General features: G+C 61.2%; 27 protein-coding genes. 13 read left to right on the forward strand and 14 right to left on the reverse strand.

Features of this window, described 5'->3' with window-relative positions; all coding sequences use genetic code 11:
• Positions 1-89: 89 nt before the first annotated feature.
• Positions 90-1,841 carry a GNAT family N-acetyltransferase gene (locus tag AB6803_RS14145; protein ID WP_371109468.1) on the forward strand — a complete coding sequence of 584 codons (1,752 nt, stop codon included), beginning with the start codon at positions 90-92 and terminating at the stop codon, positions 1,839-1,841.
• On the opposite strand, the gene AB6803_RS14150 is transcribed toward AB6803_RS14145, so the two are convergent.
• Entirely contained in the window at positions 1,811-3,100 is a 1,290-nt protein-coding gene (locus tag AB6803_RS14150) for a DNA polymerase IV (protein ID WP_371109469.1), read from the reverse strand. The genes AB6803_RS14145 and AB6803_RS14150 overlap by 31 nt on opposite strands.
• 81 nt (positions 3,101-3,181) lie before the next feature.
• Between AB6803_RS14150 and AB6803_RS14155 the strand changes: the two genes are divergently transcribed.
• Positions 3,182-3,763 carry a GNAT family N-acetyltransferase gene (locus AB6803_RS14155; protein ID WP_371109470.1) on the forward strand — a complete coding sequence of 194 codons (582 nt, stop codon included), beginning with the start codon at positions 3,182-3,184 and terminating at the stop codon, positions 3,761-3,763.
• Positions 3,764-3,780: 17 nt separating this feature from the next.
• Here AB6803_RS14155 and AB6803_RS14160 read toward each other — a convergent pair whose 3' ends face one another.
• Both AB6803_RS14160 and AB6803_RS14165 read right to left on the reverse strand, forming a co-directional pair.
• Positions 3,781-4,428, reverse strand: a complete 648-nt coding sequence (locus tag AB6803_RS14160; protein ID WP_371109471.1) for a hypothetical protein — start codon at positions 4,426-4,428, stop codon at positions 3,781-3,783.
• A gap of 2 nt (positions 4,429-4,430) precedes the next feature.
• On the reverse strand, positions 4,431-4,739 hold the full coding sequence (locus AB6803_RS14165; RefSeq protein WP_371109472.1) for a DUF3572 domain-containing protein: 309 nt from the start codon (positions 4,737-4,739) through the stop codon (positions 4,431-4,433).
• 131 nt (positions 4,740-4,870) lie between these two features.
• Between AB6803_RS14165 and AB6803_RS14170 the strand changes: the two genes are divergently transcribed.
• Together AB6803_RS14170 and AB6803_RS14175 are read left to right on the forward strand one after the other, a co-directional pair.
• Positions 4,871-5,242 carry a response regulator gene (locus AB6803_RS14170; protein ID WP_028754034.1) on the forward strand — a complete coding sequence of 124 codons (372 nt, stop codon included), beginning with the start codon at positions 4,871-4,873 and terminating at the stop codon, positions 5,240-5,242.
• Positions 5,243-5,258: 16 nt separating this feature from the next.
• Positions 5,259-6,632, forward strand: coding sequence for a PleD family two-component system response regulator (locus AB6803_RS14175; RefSeq protein ID WP_371109473.1), 1,374 nt, complete (start codon positions 5,259-5,261; stop codon positions 6,630-6,632).
• Positions 6,633-7,453: 821 nt separating this feature from the next.
• On the opposite strand, the gene rpmG is transcribed toward AB6803_RS14175, so the two are convergent.
• The 10 genes from rpmG to AB6803_RS14225 form a co-directional block, all read right to left on the reverse strand.
• A complete protein-coding gene (gene rpmG / locus AB6803_RS14180) occupies positions 7,454-7,621 on the reverse strand; it encodes a 50S ribosomal protein L33 (RefSeq protein ID WP_003547442.1) in 168 nt (55 codons plus the stop codon).
• Between the two features lie 96 nt (positions 7,622-7,717).
• Positions 7,718-8,902 (reverse strand): MFS transporter, encoded by a 1,185-nt coding sequence (locus AB6803_RS14185; protein WP_371109474.1) that lies wholly within the window; start codon positions 8,900-8,902, stop codon positions 7,718-7,720.
• Positions 8,899-9,213, reverse strand: coding sequence for a hypothetical protein (locus AB6803_RS14190; protein WP_371109475.1), 315 nt, complete (start codon positions 9,211-9,213; stop codon positions 8,899-8,901). Before AB6803_RS14190 ends, AB6803_RS14185 begins: the two co-directional genes overlap by 4 nt.
• A complete protein-coding gene (locus tag AB6803_RS14195) occupies positions 9,210-9,665 on the reverse strand; it encodes a DUF983 domain-containing protein (RefSeq protein ID WP_371109476.1) in 456 nt (151 codons plus the stop codon). Before AB6803_RS14195 ends, AB6803_RS14190 begins: the two co-directional genes overlap by 4 nt.
• A gap of 30 nt (positions 9,666-9,695) precedes the next feature.
• Complete coding sequence (rnr, locus tag AB6803_RS14200) at positions 9,696-12,074, reverse strand: ribonuclease R (RefSeq protein WP_371109477.1); 2,379 nt, start codon at positions 12,072-12,074, stop codon at positions 9,696-9,698.
• On the reverse strand, positions 12,071-14,737 hold the full coding sequence (gene topA / locus AB6803_RS14205; protein WP_371109529.1) for a type I DNA topoisomerase: 2,667 nt from the start codon (positions 14,735-14,737) through the stop codon (positions 12,071-12,073). Before topA ends, rnr begins: the two co-directional genes overlap by 4 nt.
• Positions 14,738-14,977: 240 nt before the next feature.
• Positions 14,978-16,129, reverse strand: coding sequence for a DNA-processing protein DprA (gene dprA / locus AB6803_RS14210; protein ID WP_371109478.1), 1,152 nt, complete (start codon positions 16,127-16,129; stop codon positions 14,978-14,980).
• On the reverse strand, positions 16,129-16,746 hold the full coding sequence (plsY, locus tag AB6803_RS14215) for a glycerol-3-phosphate 1-O-acyltransferase PlsY (RefSeq protein WP_371109479.1): 618 nt from the start codon (positions 16,744-16,746) through the stop codon (positions 16,129-16,131). The genes dprA and plsY overlap by 1 nt, the downstream gene beginning before the upstream one ends.
• A 32-nt stretch (positions 16,747-16,778) precedes the next feature.
• Positions 16,779-18,068 (reverse strand): dihydroorotase, encoded by a 1,290-nt coding sequence (locus AB6803_RS14220; protein ID WP_371109480.1) that lies wholly within the window; start codon positions 18,066-18,068, stop codon positions 16,779-16,781.
• Entirely contained in the window at positions 18,065-19,021 is a 957-nt protein-coding gene (locus AB6803_RS14225; RefSeq protein WP_007692028.1) for an aspartate carbamoyltransferase catalytic subunit, read from the reverse strand. The genes AB6803_RS14220 and AB6803_RS14225 overlap by 4 nt, the downstream gene beginning before the upstream one ends.
• Before the next feature lie 182 nt (positions 19,022-19,203).
• Between AB6803_RS14225 and AB6803_RS14230 the strand changes: the two genes are divergently transcribed.
• From AB6803_RS14230 to AB6803_RS14255, 6 genes are all read left to right on the forward strand, one after another.
• Positions 19,204-20,862 (forward strand): acyl-CoA dehydrogenase family protein, encoded by a 1,659-nt coding sequence (locus AB6803_RS14230; RefSeq protein ID WP_371109481.1) that lies wholly within the window; start codon positions 19,204-19,206, stop codon positions 20,860-20,862.
• Between the two features lie 93 nt (positions 20,863-20,955).
• A complete protein-coding gene (locus tag AB6803_RS14235) occupies positions 20,956-21,201 on the forward strand; it encodes a type II toxin-antitoxin system ParD family antitoxin (protein WP_371109482.1) in 246 nt (81 codons plus the stop codon).
• Positions 21,191-21,490: a type II toxin-antitoxin system RelE/ParE family toxin gene (locus AB6803_RS14240; protein ID WP_371109483.1), complete on the forward strand. Its 300-nt coding sequence runs from the start codon at positions 21,191-21,193 to the stop codon at positions 21,488-21,490. The genes AB6803_RS14235 and AB6803_RS14240 overlap by 11 nt, the downstream gene beginning before the upstream one ends.
• A gap of 67 nt (positions 21,491-21,557) precedes the next feature.
• The gene (locus AB6803_RS14245; RefSeq protein ID WP_371109484.1) at positions 21,558-22,175 is read left to right on the forward strand and encodes a GNAT family N-acetyltransferase; all 618 of its coding nucleotides are present in this window, start codon (positions 21,558-21,560) and stop codon (positions 22,173-22,175) included.
• A gap of 103 nt (positions 22,176-22,278) precedes the next feature.
• On the forward strand, positions 22,279-22,938 hold the full coding sequence (locus AB6803_RS14250) for a TetR/AcrR family transcriptional regulator (protein WP_371109485.1): 660 nt from the start codon (positions 22,279-22,281) through the stop codon (positions 22,936-22,938).
• Between the two features lie 299 nt (positions 22,939-23,237).
• On the forward strand, positions 23,238-23,570 hold the full coding sequence (locus AB6803_RS14255; protein ID WP_371109486.1) for a DUF6105 family protein: 333 nt from the start codon (positions 23,238-23,240) through the stop codon (positions 23,568-23,570).
• Here AB6803_RS14255 and ruvX read toward each other — a convergent pair.
• Positions 23,507-24,001, reverse strand: coding sequence for a Holliday junction resolvase RuvX (gene ruvX, locus AB6803_RS14260; RefSeq protein WP_371109487.1), 495 nt, complete (start codon positions 23,999-24,001; stop codon positions 23,507-23,509). The genes AB6803_RS14255 and ruvX overlap by 64 nt on opposite strands.
• Positions 24,002-24,116: 115 nt before the next feature.
• On the opposite strand from ruvX, the gene AB6803_RS14265 reads away from it, so the two are divergent.
• From AB6803_RS14265 to gatA, 3 genes are all read left to right on the forward strand, one after another.
• Positions 24,117-24,827, forward strand: coding sequence for a metal-dependent hydrolase (locus tag AB6803_RS14265; protein WP_034518669.1), 711 nt, complete (start codon positions 24,117-24,119; stop codon positions 24,825-24,827).
• Between the two features lie 67 nt (positions 24,828-24,894).
• Positions 24,895-25,182, forward strand: coding sequence for an Asp-tRNA(Asn)/Glu-tRNA(Gln) amidotransferase subunit GatC (gene gatC / locus AB6803_RS14270; RefSeq protein WP_371109488.1), 288 nt, complete (start codon positions 24,895-24,897; stop codon positions 25,180-25,182).
• A 60-nt stretch (positions 25,183-25,242) separates the two neighbouring features.
• Complete coding sequence (gene gatA / locus AB6803_RS14275) at positions 25,243-26,724, forward strand: Asp-tRNA(Asn)/Glu-tRNA(Gln) amidotransferase subunit GatA (RefSeq protein WP_371109489.1); 1,482 nt, start codon at positions 25,243-25,245, stop codon at positions 26,722-26,724.
• The last annotated feature ends 114 nt before the right edge of the window (positions 26,725-26,838 follow it).

The following is a 26,838-nucleotide window of genomic DNA, read 5'->3' on the forward strand; positions in this document are numbered from 1 at the left end:
GAAAAGACCGTTCAATGTGCGCAATTGCGGCAGGATGTGTTTTATGTAATTCTTAAATTACAGAATGTGGAGCCGGGTGGGGGTTCGACATGCAAGTGGACCTGATCGAAACGCTTGAAGATCTGCAAGCGTTGAAAGGCAACTGGGATCGGATCTACGAGATCGACCCGGAAGCGCACTGCTTTTTGTCCTCGACATGGATATCGAGCTGGTTTGCCTCACGCACCTTGCCCTGGTTCGTACTGGCGGCGAGGGAAGAGGCGGACGGTGCCTATGTGGCTTTCCTCCCGATCCAGATCGGCACCGGCCTCGATCGCGGCAAGGGCTTTTACAATATCGTCGCCATGGGCGGCTCATACTTCGCGCCCTATACCGGCATTCTCTGCGATCCCGCCCATGCCGACGCATCGGCCGCGGCCTTTGCCGAGCATATACGCAGCTTTCACTGGCGCAGCCTTCATCTGGACGGGATCGACCGATCATCCGAGCGGATCATGCATTTCCTCGAACACTTCCCGTCCGAGGATTTTACGGGCGACAGGGTCAGGCATCCGGCACGGATCCAGAATGCGACAGACCGGGTCGACCCGGAGATCCATCTCCATGTGACGCTGCCGGCGGATTTCGAATCCTTCCTCAGCGAAAAACTGCGCCCACGGGTGAGGCGCAATGTCCGCCTTGGCTTGCGCAAGCTGGATGGCTCGACGGCGCTGCGGGTGACGCATGGCGGCAATGGAACCGCCGAGGAGGACCTGGTGAGATTGCTGAGCCTCTGGGAGAAGCAATGGGGACAGCGCAACCCGGGCCATGCGCGCTACATCCTCGACAATGCGCGGTCGGTTCTGCCGGATAGCCTCCGCGACGGCGATCTCTTTTTGCCGATCCTGTGGCAGGACGAGACGCCGATCGCGGCTGCCGCCATCCTTCTCGACCGCCCCAGGAAAAGCCTGATGTGTTTCCTGAGCGCGCGCGACTTGACGATCCGGGATCTTTCCCCGGGCTTGATACTGCATGCCCATACGATCCGCTGGGCAATCGAGAACGACTTTCGTATCTACGATCTCGGCGCGGGCAATTATGCGCATAAATATGCTTTCGGCTCTGTCAGCCGTCGCATCGAGCATTATCGGATCGACACGCGGACGGGATGGAATCTTGGCGAGCGGCTGGATCCGCATTGCCTGTCGCTCGTGCTTGCCCGCGTCAAGGATCTGCATGCCGCTGGTGATACGACCGATGCCGAGATCGGTTGCCGGCAGATTCTTGCCGCCGAGCCTGCGCATCGCGAGGCGGGGGCGCTCTATCGCGACATCGCGGCGTCACGCTCGCTCTGGCAGAAAATCTGGTCCGATGATGCCCCGGCCGGTGACCAGGGATCTGCCGCTCGCGTCCAGGCGGAAACGCAATGCCGCGCCGCGATCGCTGAAAATCCCGGAGATTTCGATGCTATACACCGGCTGAGCGTGCTTTTGCTGCTGCGCGGCGAGGCGCGGGAAGCGGAAGCGGAGATCAGACGAGCACTGGAGCTGCGGCCGGATTCCGCCGCAGCTCATTGCGTCTACGGCAATATCCTTGCCTCGACCCAGCATTTCGAGGCCGCCGTCATTCGCTATGATCGCGCGATTACTCTGGAGCCGGACTACGCGATTGCCCACAACAACAAGGGCAACGCCTTGCGCCATCTGGGCCGCCCCGACGAGGCGCTGGCGAGCTATGACGAGGCGATTGCGATCAGGCCGGACTACAAGCAGGCGATCGCCAATCGCGCAGCACTTTTTGATGACGAGCCGGACGTGCTGCCGCCCCTTTCTCACGTCCCACGCTTGCCGCCGAATGTGTAGCCGGTTTCGACCGTCTTGTTGCCGAATTTTTCCCTGAGCTTGTCCATGGCAGCCTCGGCTGCCGCACGGCGGCTCGCCTGTTCATCGATCAGATCCGGCGGGTCGGCGCGGGCGGCGTCGCAGAGATCGGTGACGCCGATGCCGATCAGCCGGAATTTTGTGCCGTCGGTCTCATGTTCGAGCAATCGCAGCCCGGTGCGGAAAATGCGGTCGGCAAGCTGGGTCGGGTCTTCAAGGCGGCGGTTGCGGGTGCGGCTCTTGAAATCCGCCGTTTTCAGCTTCAGCACGACGGTGTGCCCGGCAATATCGCTGCGCTTCAAGCGCCGCGATACTTTTTCCGAGAGATCGCGCAGGATCGGCACGAGATCGTCATGACGTGAGATATCCTCGAAAAAGGTCGTTTCCGCCGACACGCTTTTTGCAGCCTCGTTCGGATGCACCGTGCGGTCGTCGACGCCGCGAGACAGGCGGAAAAGCCGCTGGCCGATGACGCCATAGCGGCGCATCAGGTCGCCTTCCTCCATGCTCTGCAACTGGCCGATGGTACGGATGCCGTCGCGCTCCAGCGTCACGGCAAAGGCCTTGCCGACGCCCCAGATGGTCGTCACCGAACGCGGCTCCAGAAACGACAAAGCCTCCTCTCGGCCGATCACGGAAAAGCCGCGCGGCTTCTGCAAGTCGGAGGCGACCTTGGCGAGAAACTTGCAATAGGAAAGGCCGACCGAGATGGTGATGCCGATCTCGCTTTCGATACGTTTGGCGAATTTCGCAAGGATTCGCGCCGGTGGGTCGTGATGCAGGCGCTGTGTGCCTTCGAGCTCGAGAAAGGCCTCGTCAATCGAGAGTGGTTGCACCAGCGGTGTCAGCTCCTGCATCAGCATCCGTACCTCGCGGCCGACGCGGACATATTTCTCCATGTTCGGGCGGATGACGACCGCCTGCGGACAGGCTTCCAACGCCTTGAACATCGGCATGGCGGAGCGCACGCCATGGATGCGCGCGATATAGCAGGCGGTGGATACGACGCCACGTTTGCCGCCGCCGATGATGACCGGCTTGTCGGCCAGTTCGGGATTGTCGCGCTTCTCGATCGAGGCATAGAAGGCGTCGCAATCGATATGCGCCAGCGTCAACCCGTAGAGTTCGCGGTGATAGACAAGGCGCGGGCTGCCGCAGGCACGGCAGCGCGTTCGCTCGCTCAATTGCTCGCTCAAGCAATCGCGGCAAAAACCGGAAATTTTGTCGGGCGCGCTGGTCATGAAATGAGAACAAAAATTGAACATCGCTACCTTATGTTCTAAGCTCGCGAGTCTCAAGGCGGAAAAGCGCCAAAGGAGGCGATGTTGGAGGAATTGAAAGTGCTGCCCCTGACGTCGGATCGCTGGGGTGATTTCGAAACGCTCTTCGGCCCGAGCGGCGCCTGCTATGGTTGCTGGTGCACCCATTTCCGTATTCCGACATCTGAGCGGAAGACGATGGATGGTGATGCCAAGAAGGCGTTCATGCGGGCAAGGGTCGCTGCCGGTCCGTCGCCCGGCATTCTCGGTTATATCGGCGAACGCCCGGTCGCCTGGGCGCAGGTCGGTCCGCGTTCGGAACTGCCGCAGTGGAATTCCCCGAAAACCGTGTCACGGCCGCTCGATCCGGCCGATGCGGACGACGGCTCGGTCTGGGCCGTGAGCTGCTTCTTCATGAATTCGCGCGATCGCGGTAAGGGATACAGCCACCGCATGCTGTCGGAGGCGGTGAATTTCGCCAAGGCCTCCGGCGCGCGCATTCTCGAAGGCTGTCCGATCGAACGGACGAAACAGTCGAAATCCGTTGGCCTCTATGTCGGGTCGCTGCGGATATTCGAGGCGGCCGGATTTTCCGAAGTGGCAAAACGAAAGGATGGGCGGCCCTTGATGCGCCTTGTTCTCTGATGGTGCTGTGGCTGGGCCTAGCGGGCGATATGGGCGTGGATCAATGGCGCCGCCTCAGCCCAGTCGTTCGTCTGGGGAATATCGGCGGCCACGGTCGGGGCCATGCGATGTACGATCGAATCCGGCCTCAGATTGATCAGCAGGCAGCTTTCGACATGGTCGCGAACCGAATGCAGATTGTGCGCCATGTCGTCTACGAAGGCGACGGGAAGGGGGCGGGCGCCATGCAGGGTCCGCAGGATCGGCCCCTTCGGCTGCAGCGAGGCAATCAGCGGATAGACAAGGCCGAGCCTGTCGAGAAGGCGGCGGCGCTGGGCCGAGAATTGCGGCGGCATGGCGGTGAGGAAAACGATGTCGGCGTCCTTGGAAAAGTCACCGAGGGCATCGACGACGCGGTCCAGAGGCGTCTGCCACTGCTCCTGCGCCTCGAAAAAGGCCTCGATCAGGCGATGGACGTCCTTTTCCTCCAAAGCCGAGCCATTGGCCTTCGAAATGATATTGCCGGTCAGCCGGAAGGAACGCGGCAGGAATTCATGGCCTTCGGCATCAAGAAAGACCAGGAAAGGCGCGAAAAAATGCAGCACGACATCATCGACGTCGCAGACCACCAGTGGCCGGTCTCCCAGGCGGACATGCGACATGTCCAGTTCGAGCGGGGCGTCCATGGTCAATATTCCCCCGAGGAGAGGCCGGGCGGCGAGAAATGCGCCGCGGCCGCCGTAACGGTTTCCGGCGCCGTCCCGCTTGCCTCGCAGAAAGCGAGCAAGGTCGGTTCATGGTTCATCAGGAAATCCAGCATGCCCGCGAGAAAGGCCGGTTCGTTGATGGCATTGCGCACCTGTGCCGGCTCGACGCCGGTCAGGGCCAGGAAACGACCGAACATATCCGGCTCGTTGGCGAGCCAGCCAAGTACCGCGATCGCAGTCTCTTGCGGGTCGGCGGCAGCCTTCTTCGAGTTCTTGAAGTTACTTTGCATTTTGAGAGGTAAGTTACCTATTTTTCAACCAAATGCCGCTAAAGTCCGATTCAAATATTTTTGGAATCGATTTGTCGCGACCTTATATTTTCAGCAAGTGGATGCAATACCGAATGCAGGGACAGCTCTCCATGCCTAAGCAAGTGATGATTGTAGAAGACAACGAGCTGAATATGAAGCTCTTTCGCGATCTGATCGAAGCGTCCGGCTACACGACGATCCAGACGCGGAACGGTATGGAAGCGCTTGATCTTGCTCGAAAACATCGCCCGGACCTGATCCTCATGGATATCCAGCTTCCCGAAGTTTCGGGGCTGGAAGTGACGAAATGGCTGAAGGAGGATGACGATCTGCATGTCATCCCGGTAATCGCGGTCACCGCTTTTGCGATGAAGGGTGACGAAGAGCGCATTCGTCAGGGCGGCTGCGAAGCCTATGTCTCGAAGCCGATCTCCGTTCCGAAATTCATCGAGACCATCAAGACTTATCTGGGCGACGCCTGAGCGTGGGGAGCGACCGATGACCGCGCGCATCCTGGTAGTTGACGATATCCCGGCCAATGTGAAGCTTCTCGAAGCGCGGCTGCTGGCTGAGTATTTCGAGGTGCTGACGGCCGAGGACGGCTTGAAGGCGCTCGCCATTTGCGACAGCACGCAGGTCGATCTCGTCCTGCTCGACATCATGATGCCGGGTATGGACGGTTTCGAGGTCTGCGAGCGGCTGAAATCCGATCCGCGCACCTCGCATATCCCCGTTGTCATGGTCACCGCGCTGGATCAACCCGCCGATCGCGTGCGCGGCCTGAAAGCCGGTGCCGACGATTTTCTGACCAAGCCTGTGAACGACCTCCAGCTCATCTCGCGCGTCAAGAGCCTGTTGCGGCTGAAGACGCTCAGCGACGAGCTGCGCATGCGCAACGAGACGGCCCGCAATTTCGGCATCGAAGATCTGCTGCGCCTGGGGGATGGCCGCGTTGACGAAACTGGCCAGGTCCTCCTGGTCGACGGTCGGGCCAATTCCCAGGAGCGCATCATCCGCGCCCTGAAACCGATCGCCCAGGTGACGGCGACCTCCGATCCGCAGGCGGCCCTGTTCGAGGCCGCGGAAAAGCCGTTCGAGCTGGTCATCGTCAATTCCAATTTCGAAGACTATGATCCTCTGCGGCTTTGCTCACAGCTTCGCTCGCTGGAGCGCACGCGTTTCCTGCCGGTGCTGCTGGTGACGGAGCAGGGGGCCGACGAGATGATCGTCCGGGCGCTCGACCTCGGCGTTAACGACTATATCGTCCGGCCGCTGGATCCGAACGAGCTGGTTGCCCGCAGCCTGACGCAGATTCGCCGCAAGCGTTACAACGACCGTCTGCGCGCCAGCGTGCAGCATACGATCGAGCTTGCCGTCACCGACGCGCTCACGGGCCTCAACAACAGGCGCTATCTCGACAATCACCTGAAGATTCTCTTTAATCGCTCGCTGGCGCGGGGCCGGCCGCTGTCGATCCTGATCACCGACATCGACCGTTTCAAGCTGGTGAACGACACCTATGGCCATGACGCCGGCGATGAGGTGCTGAAGGAGTTTGCCGCTCGTATCCGCTCCACCGTGCGTGGCGCCGACCTGGCCTGCCGCTACGGTGGCGAGGAGTTCGTCGTGGTGATGCCGGATACGCCTCCCGAGGTTGCCGCCGCCGTTGCTGAACGACTGCGCGCCGCGGTGGAAACCGCGCCCGTCACATTGCGGGAAACCGGGGCTGCGCTCAATATCACCGCCTCTTTCGGCATTTCGTCCCGCCTGGAATCCATGGAGACGCCCGAGCAGTTGATGAAGCAGGCCGACCTTGCGCTTTATGAAGCCAAGAAGGCAGGCCGCAATCGGGTCGTTGCGGCAGCCGCATGATCCAGAATGATACCGCTGCCGATTCCAGGTCCCCGTCAATATTCATGGGCATTTCGGAGTTTTGAACAGCAATCAAAAATTTAAAGTCATGATTCCACAATTATATGCGCACTCACTTCCGCCGCAGAATAAACGTTATAATTGCTGTATAATCTGACCGAAATGCTTGGTCGCCGGCGCTGACCCAATGCCCAATAATGTATTGCACACGATATGCTCGACGGCTTTGAAATTGAACCGGTGAAAAACTATGAGGACACCACTCATAATATGCGTGTCACCATAGTATGAAATTGTACTTAAATATCCCCCGTTCGAATTTGCTATGTATACGCTAATTATCTCTTGGTTTTTGGGATGTACTCGCTTGGGGATTGTTATCTTTTCTACGGACGAAACTGGGTAAACGCGGGAATTTTAACCATTCGGCCAGACGAGAATTTTTTATCATTAAGAATTTGTTGATTTTCTTTCGATTTCGGGCAAATTTAGTCCCGTACAGAGATAGCCCGGAAGGGTTTGAGAATACCCCATGATGCTCAGGTCCGCCGCATCTCCTGGGTCGTGGGGTCGGTCGGCTGGCAGGCAATTTTAAGCGGTTCCTCGTGCCGTTTTGCAGGCTAGCCGGCCCCCAATTTAAAACGCCGCTCTTCCTTCGGAAGGCGGCGTTTTTCTTTGCTCGTAAATATCAGTGGGATGAGTTTTAGATTTCACTGATCAGCGGTGTCTTTGCGAAGTTTTGCACAGGGAAGAAGGCTGAAAAAGAAAAAGGCGCTAACCTTGCGGTTGCGCCTTTTGCTGTAACCAGAAGTTTAGGAAACTTACTTGATCTTCGTTTCCTTGAACTCGACGTGCTTCTTAGCAACCGGGTCGTACTTCGTCTTCGTCATCTTGTCCGTCATCGTACGGCTGTTCTTCGTCGTGACGTAGAAGAAACCGGTGTCGGCCGTCGACAGCAGCTTAATCTTGATAGTGGTAGCCTTGGCCATGGTCGTCCTGCCTTTAAGAAAAATGAAAGCCGTGGACGGCCAGTGCGGAGGTCCACGGCAAATTCTGGCGCGAAAATACAAATCGCGCCCGAAAAGTCAACCTCTGTTGCCCATGAAAAGCAGCCGTATCCCCGAAAGCAGGACATAAAGGCCAAAGAAAAAGGCGATTGCCCAGGCAAAACCGCTAGGGCTGGCAATATCCATGGCGGTGCCGACGGTCGGCGGGCCGAGGACCATGCCGATCGCGTAACAGAAAACGAAAGCGGCGTTGGCGGCGACCAGATCAGAGCCCGTCAGGCGGGTTCCCAAGTGGCTGAGGCCCACCGTATACATGCCGGAGACGCAGCCGCCCCAGAACAGCAGGATGACCGCCAGAAGGATCCAGTTCGAGGCCAGCGAGGGCAGCAGAAGCGCGCCGACGAACCCGATCGTCGCCATGATCGACAGCAATGGCCGCTTGTCGCGCATACGGTCGGCAAGTAGCCCAAGCGGGATCTGGAAGATGAAGTTGCCGACGCCCATGACGGTCAGCAGCAGGGCTGCCTGTGATTCGTTGAAACCGAGGCGCGTCGCATAGCTGGTGAACAACGATCCGCCGCCGACCGTCACCGCGCCGAACACGAAGACGGCGGCCGTGGCTGTCGGCACCAGGAAGATGTAGCGAACGAAGTGCAGTTCCGGCTTCTCGTCAACGATCGGGCTCTCGTTGCGGGCGATGAAGATCGGGATGGCCGCGGCGAGAATGATGCAGGCGCCGATGGCAAACGGCATGAGACCCTCGCTGCCGACCAGCGAGAACAGCAGGGGACCGGCGGCAAAGCCGAGCGAGAAGACCGTGGAGTAGATGCCGAGCACGAAGCCGCGCTTGGAGGGAGGGGAGGCCGCGTTGATCCAGAATTCCGACAGGATGAACAGGGTCGTCGTCGAGCCGTGAAAGATCAGGCGCAGCGGAAACCAGAGGACCAGGCTCTCGGCGTAATAGAAGCCGAGCGAGCTCAATGCGGAGAGCACGACGGCCCAGATCATCGTCTGCACCACACCGAAGCGGTGGGCGAGCTTGGTGGTGATCAGGGCCGCTATCATCGCGGCGACCCCCATCATCGCCGTATTCAGCCCGATCAGGCTTGAGGGAATGCCGCGTTTTTCCAGGATGATGCTGAGAAGCGGAAGGCCGAGGCCGATGGCAATGCCGACGGCGGAAACGGACGAAATAGCGGCGACGAGCGAAGGCCAATGAATTTCTTCGACATGGCCGGCCTTGCCGTTCGTCGGTTCAGTCATGAATTGATCCTTAGAGCATTTGGCGAACGAATCATTCGCGACGCGGGGGGATAGAAAGGCACGGCACGGCCAAATCCAGGTGACGGTTCGGCTTTCATGGGATCGGTCGTACCCTCCAGAATGATCCTTTCGACGCCCGGCATGTTCAGACAAGAAACGTCGCCGATGTCAAGCCGTGGGAGATCGGGCAATTCGCGCGAATCACCAATATGGGATGATTCGATACCGATCATGGCTGAAGGGCGTAGCGGCACGTGCCGACGCTGGCCGGCCGACAAGGCTGGCGATATCCGTTCGAATACGGTGGTCAAGAGCGCCCGTTCCCCTGATCCCACTCATCCGGGCTGTCGTCATGACCGCCGAAGCCATGCATCCGGAGCGCCCATTGCAGGCCGATGACGCCACCCTTGATCGGTTGGATGATGGCCAGCGCGGTGATCACCGTGATCGGCGCCCAGATGGCGAGATGGACCCAGACGGGCAGGTGAAAGGCCATGTCCGTCATCATGAAGCCACCGACCACGACATGGCCGAGCACCAGGATCACCAGATAGGGCGGCAGGTCGTCGGCGCGCTGGTGGAATATCTCCTCGCCGCAGGCGGCGCAGCGGTCGACCGGTTTCAGGAAGGCACGGAAGAGCTTGCCCGTGCCGCAGCGCGGACAGCGGTTCAGCAAACCGCGTATGATGGAGCGCCCCAGCGGTCGTTCAGCCTCGTCGGGACCGCCATAGCGGATCGTGGAGTCGGACGGGCTGCTCGTCATGAACGTTTCCTTCCTGCCGGCAGCCGCCGTCTATCGACGGCCGCGCGGTGGTCTCGTTCCCGGTGCCTTGCGCGCCGGGCTCTTGTTGCGGCGGGTCGCCTTATGGAACGAGCGCACCGCTGTCGGCATGGCGCGGCCGTCGCTCAGCATTTCGAAGCGCAGGGCACCGGCAAGCGGGATCGCTTCCGCCAGCCGCACCGTTACGCTGTCGCCGAGACGAAAGCCGAGCCCCGTCTTTTCACCCGTCAGCGCCTGATGCGCCTCGTCATAGATGAAATAGTCGGAGCCGAGTGTGGATATAGGGATGAAACCATCGGCGCCATAGTCTGGCAGGGTGACAAAAAGTCCCGACTTGGTGACACCGCCGACGCGCGCCTCGAATTCCTCGCCGACGCGCCCGGCAAGATGATGGGCGATCAGCCGGTCGACCGTCTCGCGCTCGGCCGCCATGGCGCGGCGCTCGAAGGTGGAGATCTCGGCGGCGATATCGTCGAGCGCTGCTTCCTCGTCCGGCGTGATGCCCCCTTCGCCGAGGCCGAGCGAGCCGACGAGGGCGCGATGCACGATCAGATCCGCATAGCGGCGGATCGGCGAGGTGAAATGCGCGTATTTCATCAGGTTGAGGCCGAAATGCCCGATATTGTCGGGGCTGTAGATCGCCTGGCTCTGCGAGCGCAGCACCATCTCGTTGACCATGGTCTGATGCGGCGTGCCCTCGGCCTTTGCCAGGATGCCGTTGAAGCTGTTGGCGCGAACATTGCCGCCCTTGGCGAGCGAGATGTCGAGCGTCGCGAGGAATTCGCGTAGCACTTCCTGCTTGGCAAGCGTCGGGCCGTCATGGATGCGATAGATCAGCGTCTGCTTCTTCTTCTCCAGCGTCTCGGCGGCGGCCACGTTCGCCTGGATCATCATTTCTTCGATGAGCTTATGCGCGTCGAGGCGCGGCGGCACGATGACACGATCGACCGTGCCGTCCGGCTTCAGCTGGATCTTGCGTTCCGGCATGTCGAGTTCGAGCGGCTGACGCCGGTCGCGGCCGCGCTGCATGATCCTGTAGGCGTGCCAGAGCGGCTTCAGGATGGGCTCTAGCATCGGTCCGGTCTTGTCGTCCGGCTGACCGTCGATCGCCGCCTGCGCCTGCTGATAGGACAGCTTGGCGGCACTCCTCATCATGATGCGATGGAAGGTGTGGCCGGCCTTGCGGCCTTCCTTGGAAAAGATCATCCGCACGGCAAGGGCAGGGCGGTCGACACCTTCCTTGAGGGAGCAGAGATCGTTGGAGATGCGCTCGGGCAGCATCGGCACGACGCGGTCCGGAAAATAGACCGAATTGCCGCGCTTCAGGGCCTCGCGATCGAGCGGGGAATTGGGGCGTACATACCAGGAGACGTCGGCGATGGCGACGGTGACGATGACGCCGTCGGGATTGTCGGGCGAAGGATCCATTTCGGCATAGACGGCGTCGTCATGGTCCTTGGCGTCGGCAGGATCGATGGTGATCAGCGGCAGGCTGCGCCAGTCCTCGCGATGCGACATCGTCGCGGGCTTGGCCGCATCCGCCTCGGCGATGACGGCTGGCGGGAAGACGTGCGGAATGCCGTGTGCATAGATGGCGATCATCGAGATCGCCTTTTCCGAGGCGACGGAGCCGACGATCGACAGCACCTTGGCGCGGGGCAGGCCGAAACGGCCAAGGCGGGCCACTTCGACTTCGACCAGATCGCCGTCCTTGGCGTCGCCGGTATACTCCGGATCGATCACCATTTCCTCGCCGCGTCGCTGGATCGGCATCAGCCGCCCGCCGCCGCCCGGCGTCTCGCGGAAGACGCCCATGGACGCGCCCTGGCGCTTGTCTATGACCTTGATGATGCGCGCGGTGTAGGCCGGGCCGCCGCGATCGACGGCTGAGAAGATCTTGGCGAGGATGCGGTCGCCCATGCCGGCGACGGGCGCCTTGCCCTTGCCGTTGCGGCCGGCGGGCGAAGAGGATTGCTTGATCATCACGGCCGGAGCCACGCCGTTTTCTTCCGGCCATTCCGTCGGTCGGCCAATCAGGCTGCCGTCCTTGTCGCGCGTGGTAATGTCGAGAACGGCGATCGGCGGCAGCGCGCCGGGGCGGATGAGCGACTTGCGGCTCTTCTGCACCATGCCGTCCTGTTCAAGCTCGCGCAGGAGGCTCTTGAGTTCGATGCGGGCCTCGCCCTTCAGCCCGAAGGCCTTGGCGAGTTCGCGCTTGGACGCCTGCTGCGGATGATCGGCGATGAAGCGCAGGAGAACTTCGCGCGGCGGCAGGACGCCATGGATGATCGCCGCCATCGGCTCCGCGTCGCCGCTGTTTTTCTTCACGCGGCCAACCTTGCCGGAGCGGTGCTCCGGCGATGAATTCCTGCCGCGTGGTTCTCTGCTCACTCTGCACTCTTCTTTGTTGTCTTCGCCTTGGTGGCCGCTTTGGCCTTCGGCTTGGCGGTGGTCTTCGTCGTCTTGCTTGCGGCCGCTGCCGTCTTGGTTTTCGCCTTCGCGGGTGCCCTGGCAGGCTTCCCGCCGCCGGACTTGCCGGCCTTGGCAACGATCAGCGCCAAGGCTTCCTCGACCGTGATGGCCTGCGGATCGGAACCCTTCGGCAGCGTGGCGTTGACCTTGCCCCAGTTGACATAGGGTCCGTATTTGCCGTCGCGAACGGTAATAGAGCCGCCGCCGTCGGGATGCGCGCCGAGATCCTTCAACGCCGCCGGCGTGCCGCGTCCGCCGCCTGCCTTGCTCTGCTTTTCGGCAAGAACTGTCACGGCGCGGTTGAGGCCGACGGTGAAAACGTCCTCGACCGTCTCGAGATTGGCGTAGCTGCCGTCATGCAGCAGGAACGGCCCGTACCGGCCGATGCCGGACGAGATCATCTTGCCGCTCTCGGGGTGCTTGCCGATATCGCGGGGAAGCGAGATCAGCGCCATGGCCTTTTCATAGTCGATATCTTCCGGCTTCCAGCCCTTCGGTAGGGAGGCGCGCTTGGCTTCCTTGCCGTCGCCGCGCTGGATATAGGGTCCGAAACGGCCGGAGCGTAGGGTCAGCTCCTCGTTGGTCACCGGATCGGTGCCGAGCGCCTTCGGTTCATTCAGCCCCGAGGCTTCCGCTTCCGTACCGCCTTCCGAGGAAAGCTGGCGCGTATAGTTGCATTCCGGATAGTTGGAGCAGCCAACGAAGGCGCCGTATTTACCAAGCTTCAGCGACAGGTTGCCCGTGCCGCAGACCTGGCAGATGCGCGGATCGCTGCCGTCTTCGCGCTTTGGGAAGACCAGCGGCGCAAGCGCCTCGTTCAGCGCGTCGAGCACATTGGTGACGCGCAACTCCTTGGTGTCCTCGATTTGGGCGAAGAAGTCGCGCCAGAAGTCGCGCAACACGTCCTTCCAGTTCAACTCGCCGGCCGAGATGCGGTCGAGTTTTTCCTCGAGATCGGCGGTGAAGTCATACTCGACGTATTTAGTGAAGAAGCTTTCGAGGAAGGCGGTCACCAGCCGACCCTTGGCTTGCGGCACCAGCTTGCGCTTGTCGATCGTCACATAGTCGCGGTCGCGCAGCGTCGCCAGCGTCGCCGCATAGGTCGACGGGCGGCCGATGCCGAGCTCTTCCATCTTCTTGATCAGCGACGCTTCCGAATAACGCGGCGGCGGTTCGGTGAAGTGCTGCGTCGAGTTGATCTTCTGCTTGGCGAGGTTTTCGCGCGCATTGATCTCCGGCAGGCGGCCATCTTCGTCGTCGGCATCGTCGCTCTGCTCGCCGTCTTCTTTCTGGTCGGTATAGGCGGCAATGAAACCGTCGAAACGGATCACCGAGCCGACCGCGCGCAGGCCAGCCTTCTGGCCGCCATTGTCGGCAAGGATCTCGACGGTTGTGCGCTCGATCTCGGCGGAGGCCATCTGGCTGGCGATACCGCGCTTCCAGACGAGGTCGTAGAGCCGCAGTTGGTCGGCATCGAGGTATTTGCGGACGCGGTCGGGCGTCCGATCGAAATCGGTCGGGCGGATTGCTTCGTGCGCTTCCTGGGCGTTCTTCGCCTTGGTCGAGTAGAAGCGCGCCTTTTCCGGCAGGTAGCGGTTGCCGAACTGATCGGCGATCGCAACGCGTGCTGCATCGATCGCTTCCGGCGCCATCTGCACGCCGTCCGTACGCATATAGGTAATGAGACCGACGGTCTCGCCGCCGATATCGACACCTTCATAGAGCTTCTGCGCCACCTGCATGGTGCGCGAAGCCGAGAAGCCGAGCTTCGAGGAAGCGGCCTGCTGCAGGGTGGAAGTAGTGAAGGGTGGGCTCGGATTGCGCTTGACCGGCTTTGCCTCCACGCTGTCGACGACATAGGAGGCGCCTTCCAGGAGCGCCTTCAGATTGCCGGCCTCTTCGCCATTGCCGATCGAACGCGGCTGCAGGCGCTTGCCGTTTGCGGCCACCAGTCTGGCTTCGAATTCGTCGCCGCGCGGCGTCTTCAGGATCGCCGAGAGGTTCCAGTATTCTTCCGAGATGAAGCGCTCGATCTCGGTTTCGCGGTCGCAGACGAGACGCAGGGCCACTGACTGAACGCGGCCGGCCGAGCGGGCACCCGGCAGCTTGCGCCAGAGCACAGGCGACAGGTTGAAGCCGACGAGATAGTCGAGCGCGCGGCGAGCGAGATAGGCGTCGACCAGCGGCACGTCGATGTCGCGCGGGTCGGCCATCGCGTCGAGCACGGCCTTCTTGGTGATGGCGTTGAAGACGACGCGTTTGACGGGCTTGCCGTTGATAACGCGCTTCTTGTTGAGAAGATCGAGCACATGCCAGGAGATCGCTTCACCCTCGCGATCCGGGTCGGTCGCGAGAAACAGGCCGTCGGAGGATTTCACCGCATCGGCAATATCCTTCATGCGCTTTTGCGAGGCGGGGTCGACTTCCCACAGCATCTCGAAGTCCTGATCGGGTAGGACCGAGCCATCCTTGGCGGGCAGGTCTCGCACGTGGCCAAAGGAGGCAAGAACCGTATATCCGGGTCCCAGATATTTGTTGATTGTCTTGGCCTTGGCAGGCGATTCCACCACTACAACGTTCATCATAATTCTCTGAATAAGAGGTCGCGCCGGAAAAAGGCGCGGGAGAGACCGGGTATTTTACCTCCCCGGCCTTTCGACATGGACAGGGAATTCGTCGCGGTCAAGAGGCGATGTCGATTTTTGCCATCGGCTCGATACCGCGATCCCTGCCGAATGGCATCAGTGTTACATCCCGAAGAAACGCTTGCTGACGCTTTCGACAGGGCTGCCGCCATCATATCGGGATGATCCATCGTGCTTTCAATCCAGCATTGAGATCGACACCAGCCCACCGGGATGCCTGTGCAGCCGGCCGGCCATATCCAGTTCGAGCAGCACGGAGTGGACCGAGGACACCGACAGGCCGGTGTGGCGGATAATATCATCGATCTCCACCGGCGTCGGTCCGAGCGCGTCGACGATCTGGTCGCGGTCGGTATCGTCGGGTGGCGGTGACAGCGGCTTGTCGTTCTTTTCGACCGGAGCCTCGGCAAGCTGCGGACGGAAGAGGTCGGGTTCGGCTAGTGGCCGTAGCGCCTCGACGATATCATCGGGACGAGTGACGATGATCGCGCCGTCCTTCAGCAAGCCATTAGTGCCCTCGCAACGTGGATCGAGCGGCGAGCCGGGAACGGCAAAGACCAGCCGGCCGAATTCGCCGGCAAGGCGCGCGGTGATCAGCGAGCCGGAGCGCGTCGCCGCCTCGACGACGACGAGGCCGAGGGAAATGCCTGCAATCAGCCGATTGCGGCGCGGAAAATCGCGTGCGCGGGGCTCCCAGCCGAACGGCATCTCGCTGACGGCAAGGCCGTTGCCGTCCCATATTTCATTCAGCAGGCTGACATTTTCGGGCGGGTAGGGCTGGTCGAGCCCACCGGCCATGGCGGCGATGGTGCCGGTCTGAAGGCTGGCGCGGTGTGCGGCCGTATCGATGCCACGGGCAAGGCCCGAGATGACGGCATAGCCGGCCTGGCCACAGGCACGGGCAATCATTGCCGCGAATTTGGCGCCGCTGATCGAGGCGTTGCGCGAGCCGACGATGCCGATGGCCGGCGGAACCGCCGTGGATAGATTGCCTTTTACTGTCAGAAGCGGCGGCGCGCCGTCGATCTCTTTCAGTGCCTGCGGATAGCCCGGTTCACCGATGCCGACAAAGCGGGCGCCGAAGCGGTGCACCGCCTCCAGCTCACGCAGCGCGTCCTGCTCGCTGGCGATACGTATCACCCGCGTCGCGCCGCCTCGTTGCGACAGGTCGGGCAATGCGGCGAGCGCGGCTTCGGCGGAGCCATAATGTTGGATGAGATCGCGAAAGGTCGAGGGGCCGACATTGTCGGAGCGGATGAGCCTGAGCCAGGCGATCCTTTGTTTTTCCGTCAGCGCAATTCCGGTTCGTCCTGCGCTGCCTGCGACCATTACCCCTTCGCTCCGATCTTGGTTTCCGTGCCGGCAGTCAGCCGGACGATATTGGCCCGGTGCTTGTACCAGGAGATGACGGTCATCAGCGCCATGACGGCGGCGATCTTATCGGCGCCCAGTATCCACAATGCAACCGGAATGACAAGGGTTGCAACCAGCGCGGAAAGAGAGGAATAGCGGGTGGTGAAGGCGATGACCAGCCAGATGATGGCGAAGATCAATGCCATGAATGGCGCGAGACCGAGCAAAATGCCCAGGTAGGTCGCAACGCCCTTACCGCCCTTGAAGCCGATCCAAACCGGGAAGATATGGCCGATGAAGGCGGCAAAACCGGCAAGTATGGCCGCGTCTTCACCGAAGAAATGCCAGACGACCAGCACGGCCGCCGTGCCTTTGAAGGCATCGAGCAGGAGTGTTGCCGCCGCCAGGCTTTTGTTGCCGGTACGCAGCACGTTCGTTGCGCCGATATTGCCCGAGCCGATATTGCGGACATCGCCGAGGCCTGCCATGCGCGTCAGGACCAGACCGAAAGGGATGGAGCCGAGCAGGTAGCCGATAATGGCTGCTGCGAGCGCAGTCTGCGGGGAGAGCTGCCATGTCCAGAATTCCGCCATCACGTCTTATTCTCCATAAGCCTCAGCTTTGCCTACAGACTGTGAACCAGCTTGCCCGCGACATAGGTCGCAACGGCCCGGCCGCTCATTCTCGCGTCTTCGAACGGTGTATTTTTCGAGCGCGACAGAAGCATGTCTTTGGCGACAAGCCAAGGCTCGTCGAGATCGATCAGCGCAATATCCGCCTTCGCGCCCGGCTTCAGCGTGCCGGCGTCGAGGCCGAAGATCTGCGCCGGCCGCGTCGACAGGGCGTCGATCAGCCGCATCAGGCTGACCTGGCCGCTATGATGCAGGCGAAGTGCTGCGGCAAGCAGCGTCTCCAGCCCGACCGCGCCATCTTCCGCCTCGCCGAACGGCAGACGTTTCGTATCCACGTCCTGCGGATCATGCGAAGAGACGATGATGTCGATAGTGCCGTCCGCCAGCGCTTCGATCATCGCCGTACGGTCGTCTTCGGAACGCAGCGGCGGGTAAAGCTTGAAGAAGGTGCGGTATTCGCCGATGTCGTTTTCGTTCAGCGCCAGATTGTTGATCGAGATGCCGCAAGTAACCTTTGCGCCGCGCGAGCGGGCGAGGAGGATGGCCTCCGCCGATTCCGGCACCGAGATCATCGCCGCGTGGTAATGGCTGCGCGTCAGGGCGGCGATCCTCAGATCACGCTCGAGCGGAATGAGTTCGGCTTCCTTCGGAATGCCGGAAAGACCGAGCCAGCTGGCAAACAGTCCCTCATGCATGACACCGTTGGCGCCGAGATATTTGTCGCGGGTCTCGCAGGAGATGACGGCGCCGAATTCGCGCGCATAGGTCATGATCCGACGCAGAACCTGCGTGTCGTGGACGCCGGAATGCGCGTCGGTAAAGACGACGGCGCCGGCTTCGCGCAGGAGCCCCACTTCCGTCATTTCCTCGCCGGCGAGACCCTTGGTGAGTGCCGCTGCCGGATAGACATTGACGACAGCCGTGTCGCGCGCCGTCTTCTTGACGAATTCGACCAGCGCGATGTCGTCGATGATCGGATCGGTGTCCGGCATCATAATAAAGGAAGTCACGCCGCCGGCCGCTGCCGCGCGGCTTGCCGAAGCGATGGTCTCGCGATGCTCGCCGCCGGGCTCGCCGACATGGACGCGGGCGTCCACAAGGCCGGGGACGGCGACGAGACCGGTGCAATCGCGCACCTCGGCACCCTTCGGCGCAGCTTTGCCCTTCGCATCCTTGCCGGCGGAGACGATGAGGCCGTTTTCGACGATGATCGTGCCGACCTCGTCGAGATTGCGCGAGGGGTCGATGATGCGAACGTTCTGGAGGACGATCGAGTTGCTCATGCGCCAGCTCCCTCGGTGCGCGGCCCCTGGTTCTGCGAGACCAGCAGCGTCTCCATGACCGCCATACGCACCGCGACGCCCATTTCCACCTGTTCGGCGATGACGCTCTGCGGGCCGTCGGCGACTTCCGAGGCAATCTCGACGCCACGGTTCATCGGACCGGGATGCATGACCAGCGCATCCTCCTTGGCCGCCTTCAACGTCTCGGCGTCGAGACCGTAGAAATGATAATATTCGCGCACGGACGGTACGAAGGCGCCGGACATGCGCTCGCGCTGCAAGCGCAGCATCATCACTACGTCGGCGTCCTTCAGCCCTTCCTTCATCGAGTGGAAGACTTCGACACCCATATCCGCGATCCCAGCGGGCAGGAGCGTTGCGGGCGCGACGACCCGGACGCGTGCGCCCATGGCGTTCAGCAGCAGAATGTTGGAGCGGGCAACGCGCGAATGCAGCACGTCGCCGCAGATGGCGACGATGATTCGCGACAGCTTGCCCTTGGCGCGGCGGATTGTCAGCGCGTCGAGCAGCGCCTGTGTCGGATGCTCGTGCTGGCCGTCGCCGGCGTTGACCACCGAGCAGGAGACCTTCTGCGCCAGCAGTGCTGCGGCGCCGGCGCTGGAATGGCGGATGACCAGCACGTCAGGGCGCATGGCGTTTAGCGTCATCGCCGTGTCGATGAGCGTCTCGCCCTTTTTCACCGAGGAGTTGCCGACCGACATGTTCATCACGTCGGCACCAAGCCGTTTGCCGGCCAGCTCGAAAGAGGCTTGCGTGCGGGTCGATGCCTCAAAAAAGAGATTGATCTGCGTCAGCCCGCGAAGCGTCGATGTCTTCTTTTCGCGCTGACGGCTGATCTTCACCGCCTCGTCGGCCTTGTCGAGAAGATAGGTGATATCTTGTTCGGTGAGGCCCTTGATGCCGATGAGATGGCGGTGGGGAAAGAAGACCATGAAGCTGCCCTCTGAATTTCGTCAGGGGGTCTATAAAGAGGGAGCGCCCCAGGGGCAAGCGCGGGCTTTGGATAAGCGCATTTGTTCCCCATGCAATTTGATTCGAATCTCGTTACAGCGCTAATCTCGAAAGCCGAAACTTCAGGTTTCCTTTTGCAATCCTCTTGCTCTAAAAGCGAAATATGACCCAATCGACCCGGAATGACGATACATTTGCCGAACTGAACCAACCGAGCCTGTGGTCCGGCATCAATGCCTATCGTTCCGATCCGCTGATCGTCGATCTGACCTCCACCCTGCCGCGCTCCACGCGTGAAGACCTGGAGCAGCTGGGCCGCTACGTCACCTCGCATGAGGCGCAGGAACTGGCGCGCATGGCAAACCAGGGCACGCCGCAATTGCGCACCCACGGCCCGCGCGGCGAGCGTCTGGACGTGGTCGAATTCCATCCAGCCTGGCATGCGCTGATGCGTCGCTCGATGTCGGCGGGCCTGCATTCCTCGATCTGGGATGCCCAGGCCGATCCAGACGCGAAAGGCCAGTCGCACAAGGTTCGCGCCGCGCGCTTCTATCTGACGGCGCAGCTCGAATGCGGCCATCTCTGCCCGCTCACCATGACCAGTGCCTCTGTCGCGGCGATGATGGCGTCGCCGGCTGTCCAGAAGGATTGGGCGCCGAAGGTCCTGTCGCGCAAATATGATTCGTCCAACAAGCCGGCCATGCAGAAGTCCGCCGTCACCATCGGCATGGGCATGACAGAAAAGCAGGGCGGCACGGATGTGCGCGCCAACAGGACGACCGCAGACAAGGTCAGCGACGGCATCTATCGGCTCTCCGGCCACAAATGGTTCATGTCGGCGCCGATGAGCGACGCCTTCATTATGCTGGCGCAAACCAAGGACGGCATGGGTTGCTTCCTGGTGCCGCGCCTGCTTGAAGACGGCTCCGCCAACGGCCTGCAATTCCAGCGGCTGAAGGACAAGCTCGGCAATCGCTCTAACGCCTCTTCCGAAGTCGAGTTCAGCGACACTTTCGGCTTCCTGCTCGGTGCGCCCGATGGCGGCATCCGCACCATTCTTGACATGGTGACGCTGACGCGGCTCGATTGCGCGCTGGCTTCTGCCGGCATCATGCGTGCTTCGCTCGCCGAGGCCGTGCACCATACGCGCGGCCGCAGCGTCTTCGGCAAGACGCTGGTCCAGCAGCCGATCATGACGCGCGTGCTCGCCGACATGGCGCTCGATGTCGCGGCCGCGACCGCGCTCGCCTTCCGCCTGGCGGAATCCTTCGACAAGGCCAGCAGCAGCAGCGAAGATGCCGCCTATGCCCGCGTCATGACGCCGGTCGCCAAATACTGGTGCTGCAAGATTGCGCCTGCGCTGATCTACGAGGCGATGGAGTGCATCGGCGGCAGTGGCTATATCGAGGAACGCCCGATCGCCCGGCATTACCGCGAGGCGCCGGTCAATGCGATCTGGGAAGGCTCCGGCAATGTCATGGCGCTCGACGTGCTTCGCGTGCTGAACCGGGGCAGGGACCTGTTCGAAACCGTCTTCGCCGGTCTCGCCCGCGATCTCGGCCCGGCCGGCAAGAAGACCATCGACGTGCTCCGCGCCGCCATGGCGCTGTGCGAACAGGACGAGGGCGCTGCCCGCCTGCTGATCGAGCAGATGGCGCTCGCCGCCGGTGCCGCTGAGCTTTATCGACTGGGTGCAGGCAAGATCGCCGACGCCTTCATCGAAACCCGCCTGGCCGGCGGCTGGCGCTCGACCTACGGCATGCTCGATGCGCGATTCGATGCGAGCTACATCGTCGATCTGCTCTATCCGCCTGCGACTTGAGGCGTCGTTCCGCTGACGCCGCGGGTCTGCGGCGGCGTCAGTTGATGTGATACCAATAATTATTATATAATGGTATCAGCAAGGGAGCTGCTCATGGCCCGTAACACATCTGTTTCGCTTGGTGACCACTTCAATACCTTCATCGATGCTCAAGTGCAGACGGGCCGATATGGTTCCGCCAGCGATGTCGTTCGGGCAGGGTTGCGTTTGCTGGAAGAGCACGAAGCCAAGGTCAAGGCTCTTCAGGGCGCATTGATCGCCGGAGAAGAGTCCGGGAAGCCTACTCCATTCGACAATGCCGCATTCCTGAAGCGGATGCGCGCTGCATATGGCGAGTAAGTCGGGCCGGTACGCCTTATCACCTCTTGCAGAGGCGGATCTTGAGGAGATCTGGCGCTACACTGCTGAAAACTGGTCGGTAAAGCAGGCGGAGACCTACCATGCCGGTATCCTCGATGCTTTTGAGGGCCTTGCGTCTGGTCTCAAGGTTGGTCGTTATGCTGACATTCGCGAGGGCTATTTCAAATACGTCACCGGGTCCCATGTGATCTATTATCGACAGCAGGATACGGAGATTGCCGTCATTCGTATATTGCATCAGCGAATGGACGTGAGCCGCCATCTCTGAAAGGGCTTATAGGCCCTGATCGATCCGTCTGCCCGCATAATTCCAAGACCTATGGAAGAGGCCCCCCATGATCAACCTCCGCCCCGTCCAATCCGATGACATCGACCAGCTCTATCTCATATCCCTGGTCACAGGCGATGCCGGCAAGGATGCGACGGTACTTCATCGCGATGGGCGGATGATTGGGCATATCTATTCTGTGCCCTATGCGGTCCTCAGCCCACAGACCGTTTTTATTGCTAAGGACGGGGAGGGTGTTTGCGGTTATATCGCCGGCGTCTTCGACACGGTTGCTTTCGAGGAAAGGCTGGAGCGCGAATGGTGGCCGGAGCTGCGTGAGCGCTATCCGGAGCCATCGGGCAATCCTTCGACCTGGAATGCGGATCAACGGCGCAGTTATGCGATCCACCATCCGAAACGAGTGCCGGCCTTTCTCACAGACCGGTTTCCCGCCCATATCCATATGAACCTTCTGCCACGCACGCAGGGGCAGGGCATCGGCAGCGCTCTTCTCGACAAATGGCTGTCGAACGCCCGCGACAAGGGCGTCAGAGGAGTCCATCTCGGTGCGAGCGCGGGCAATCATAGCGGGATTCGATTCTGGGCGTCGCGCGGGTTTACTCAGGTGGAGTTGCCGCTGGAACTTGCCTCGCCGACGACCGTCTGGTTCGGCCAATATCTCTAGTCTGTGGATTCCCGGGTTTAAGACACCTCCACGGTCGTCGCGTCATTGTTCGCTTGTGCTTGGTTTGTTATTCACCGGTCGGTGACTGACTGGAGCCGATACGATGCCGAGCGCAAACGCCGTTCTGAAAAAACCGATCGAAACACCCGTTGAGCCGGAAAAGCGAATCCGCAATCGCGCCGCCACCGAGCAGGCGATTCTGGATGCCGCCAAACGGCTGCTGGCGGAAGAGGGGTTTCAGAATTTCGGCATCAACGCGGTCGCCCGCGGCGCCGGCTGCGACAAGCAACTGATCTACCGCTATTACGGCGGCCTCGACGGGCTGGTGGAGGCGATCGGCACGGATCTCGGAAGCTGGGTGAAGGATCGTATCCCCGACGATACCGGCGGCATGTTCCTGCTGACTTATGGTGACCTCATGGAACGGCTGGCCTTGCTTTTCCTCGATGCGTTACGCGCCGATCCGCTGATGCGCCGCATCGTCGCCTGGGAAGTGTCCGAGAATAGCGAGCAGGTACGCCGGCTTTCGGAAGCGCGTTCGAGAGCGCTTGGCAGCTGGATCGAGCGCATGCGCGGCTCGCTGGTCCCGCCGAAGGGGATCGACGCCGTCGCCGTCAATGCGCTGATCTTTTCGGCCATACAGCATCTTGTTCTCTCTGCTGCCGTCGGTGATCAATGCGCCGGCCTTGCGCTGAAAACAGCGAAGGATTGGGAGAAGGCGGCCACGGCACTGCGACGTATCGTGCGCGGCGTCTACGGCTGAAGGTCTGATCGTGGGGGAGATATCCACAGCCCCGCCCGGCCGTTAACCTTAACAATTGGTTTACATTGCGCCGCATCGGTTAACTCGCCACTGTGCACAGACTGATTGTTAACCAATAAGCGTGCAGCCATGGGGTCCAGACCCGCAAAAATCGCGTTTCTCATCGCGGCGATGATGTTCTTCGCCATTCTGACACTAGATATAACCGTGCCGGCGCTGGTGTTGAGCGCGATGGCACTGACGAACTGGCTAGTCCTTTCGACTGGAACGACGCAATATCAGCGTCGAAGGGGGACCGCATGAAGTGGGTGCTGATCTTCTGGGCTGCGCCTGTCTCGTTCCTCGGGGCGTGGTACTATCTGTCGTATTACGACATGAGCTTCGGCATTTACATGTTGACGCGCCAGATGCACGACCTCGTCTTCCAGATCTACGGCAATATCCTCGGGATCCCGCCGGAGAGCATTCCGCCGCTGGTGGCCCGCGCCATTGCCTTCGACACCCTGCTGGTTTTCGCGCTCCTCGCCTTTCGCAAGCGCGCCGAGATCCTGGCGTGGTGGAAGCGCCGTCAGGAATGGAGGTCTGGAAAGGCGGGCCTGCCGAGAGCGGAGAGCCTGTCCAAGGCTCCTTGAAGAATGAAGCTTGCGGCGGCTGAGTCGATGCGCTCGGCCCGCTTGGCCCGCGAAACGTCCATTTCCAATAGCGCCCGTTCGGCAGCGACCGTTGACAACCGCTCGTCCCAGTAGACGAAGGGCAGGGCGGTCTTGTCGGCCATGCTGCGCACGAAGGCGCGGGTTGCCTGCACACGCGGCCCCGCCGATCCATCCATGTTCATCGGCAGGCCGATGACGAAGGCGGCGACCTTTTCCTTCTCGGCGAAGGCAAGCAGCGTCTGGGCGTCCTGGGTGAATTTCACCCGCTTGATCACCGGGCGCGGCGTGGCGAACCGGCGGCCGAGATCGGACATGGCAAGGCCGATCGTCTTGGTGCCAAGATCGAGCCCGGCAATCGCCTGTCCGGGCAGCAGCATCACGGCAAGGTCTTCGATGGTCAGTGTAGTCATATGTTCTTGTCTCCCCGTCAAAACAAGTGAAGTCCGTGCTGCTTTTCTTTGTGACGGTTTCGGATATGTCCTAACACCAGTCTTGCATTTCAAATCAAGCATTAAGGAGAAATCCATGAAGATCACTTGGCTCGGCCACTCCGCTTTCCGTCTCGAAACGGCCAAGGCTAAAATCCTTATCGACCCGTTCCTCAGCTATAACTCCTCCTTTGCCGCCGCCGGGATCGACCTCAAGGAGGCCACGGCTGGCGTCACCCATATTCTGCTTACGCACGGCCATGGCGACCATGTCGGCGATACCGTTCAGATCGCCAAGGATACCGGCGCCGTCGTTCTCGCCAACGCCGATCTTGCCGCTTGGCTCGGCAGCAAGGGTGTCGAGAAGCTGGAAATGGGCAATACCGGCGGCACCGTCTCGCTGGGCGGCTTCACCGCGACCTTCACCAACGCGCTGCACTCCTCTGCCCAGATCACCGAAGACGGCGTGTCGCATGCGCTCGGCAATCCGAATGGCCTGATGCTGCATTTCGACGACGAGCCCTCGCTGTTCCACATGGGTGATACGGACATCTTCTCCGACATGGGCCTGATCAACGAACTGCACCAGCCTGATATCGGCATCGTGCCGATCGGCGACCGCTTCACCATGGGCGGCGCTGTTGCCGCGCTCGCGTGCCAGCGCTTCTTCAACTTCAAGACCGCCATTCCCTGCCACTACGGCACCTTCCCGATCATCGACCAGACCCCGGAAAAGTTCATCGCCGGCCTGGAAGGTTCGAAGACGGCTGTCGCGGCGCCGAAGCCGGGCGAGAGCATTTCCGCATAACGATACCCGTTGCGTATGGCGGACATGGCCTTTATAGCGATAGGAAAAATCCTATCCGGAGAATGCCATGTCCGTCGATCTTGCCACTGTAAAACGCGTCGCCCATCTTGCCCGCATTGCCGTCAATGAAGACGAAGCGCAGCGGATGGTGGGCGAGCTGAATGGCATGCTGGGCTTCGTCGAGCAACTCTCCGAAGTGAATGTCGATGGCGTCGAGGCCATGACCTCGGTTACGCCGATGGCGATGAAGAAGCGGACGGACGAAGTCACCGACGGCAGCAAGGCCGACGACATCGTCGCCAATGCGCCGATCACCGATCAGAATTTCTTCCTGGTGCCCAAAGTCGTCGAATAAGGGCTCGCTTCGAGCCTGTTCCGACCCGTTGCCCTTTTTAAAGATCTGAAGCGAAACAAGATGAGCGAACTGACCAGCCTGACCATTGCCGAAGCCCGCGACAAGCTGCGCGCCAAGGATATCACCGCCACCGAACTCACCGAGGCCTATCTCTCGACGATCGATGCGGTCAATGATCAGCTCAACGCCTATATCAAGGTGACGCCGGAAAAAGCGCGCGACATGGCCAAGACCTCCGACGCGCGTCTCGCCGCCGGCAAGGCCGGCGCGCTGGAAGGCATTCCGCTGGGCATCAAGGATCTCTTCGGTACCGAAGGCATCCACACCCAGGCCTGCAGCCATATTCTCGACGGTTTCGAGCCGCGCTACGAATCGACTGTAACCCAGAACCTCTGGAACGACGGTGCCGTCATGCTCGGCAAGCTCAACATGGACGAGTTCGCCATGGGCTCCTCCAACGAGAGCTCCTATTACGGCCCGGTGATCAACCCCTGGCGCGCTAACGGTTCCAACCAGCAGCTCGTTCCGGGCGGTTCCTCGGGCGGTTCGGCCGCGGCCGTTGCCGCGCATCTCTGTGCTGGTGCGACTGCCACCGACACCGGCGGCTCCATCCGCCAGCCAGCCGCCTTCACCGGCACCGTCGGCATCAAGCCGACCTATGGCCGCTGCTCGCGCTGGGGCATCGTCGCCTTCGCCTCGTCGCTCGACCAGGCCGGCCCGATCGCCCGCGATGTCCGCGACGCTGCCATCCTCCTGAAGTCGATGGCAAGCGTCGACGCCAAGGACACGACCTCGGTCGATCTGCCGGTGCCGGATTATGAAGCCTCGCTCGGCCAGTCGCTGAAGGGCATGAAGATCGGCATTCCGAACGAATACCGCGTCGGCGGCATGCCGGACGAGATCGAAACGCTCTGGCAGCAGGGCATCGCCTGGCTGAAGGATGCCGGCGCCGAGATCGTCAACATCTCGCTGCCGCACACCAAATACGCCTTGCCGGCCTATTACATCGTCGCTCTCGCCGAGGCATCGTCGAACCTCGCCCGTTATGACGGCGTTCGTTACGGCCTGCGCGTCGATGGCGAGAATATTGCCGACATGTACGAGAAGACCCGCGCTGCCGGCTTCGGCAACGAGGTCAAGCGCCGCATCATGATCGGCACCTACGTGCTCTCCGCCGGCTATTACGACGCCTATTACCTGCGCGCCCAGAAGGTTCGCACGCTGATCAAGCGCGACTTCGAACTCGCCTTCCACGCCGGCGTCGACGCCATCCTGACGCCCGCCACACCATCCTCGGCCTTCGGCATCGCCGACGAGGACCTCGCTTCGGATCCGGTCAAGATGTACCTCAACGACATCTTCACGGTGACGGTCAACATGGCCGGTCTCCCCGGAATCGCCGTCCCCGCCGGCCTTGATTCCAAGGGCCTGCCGCTCGGCCTGCAGCTCATCGGCAAGCCGTTCGACGAAGAAACGCTGTTCAAGACGGCGCATGTCATCGAACAGGCCGCCGGCAAGTTCACGCCTACGAAGTGGTGGTAAGCGCTGCTTTTTCGTGACCGCAGCCGATCAAGCAATCGGCGTGGTCATTCTAGAGTAAGTTGCACATCAATAAGTCGTGTTATAATTGCAACAACACGCGCGCATAAGCGTGCG

The organism is Rhizobium sp. RCC_161_2 (assembly GCF_041355235.1).
Classification (GTDB): domain Bacteria; phylum Pseudomonadota; class Alphaproteobacteria; order Rhizobiales; family Rhizobiaceae; genus Rhizobium.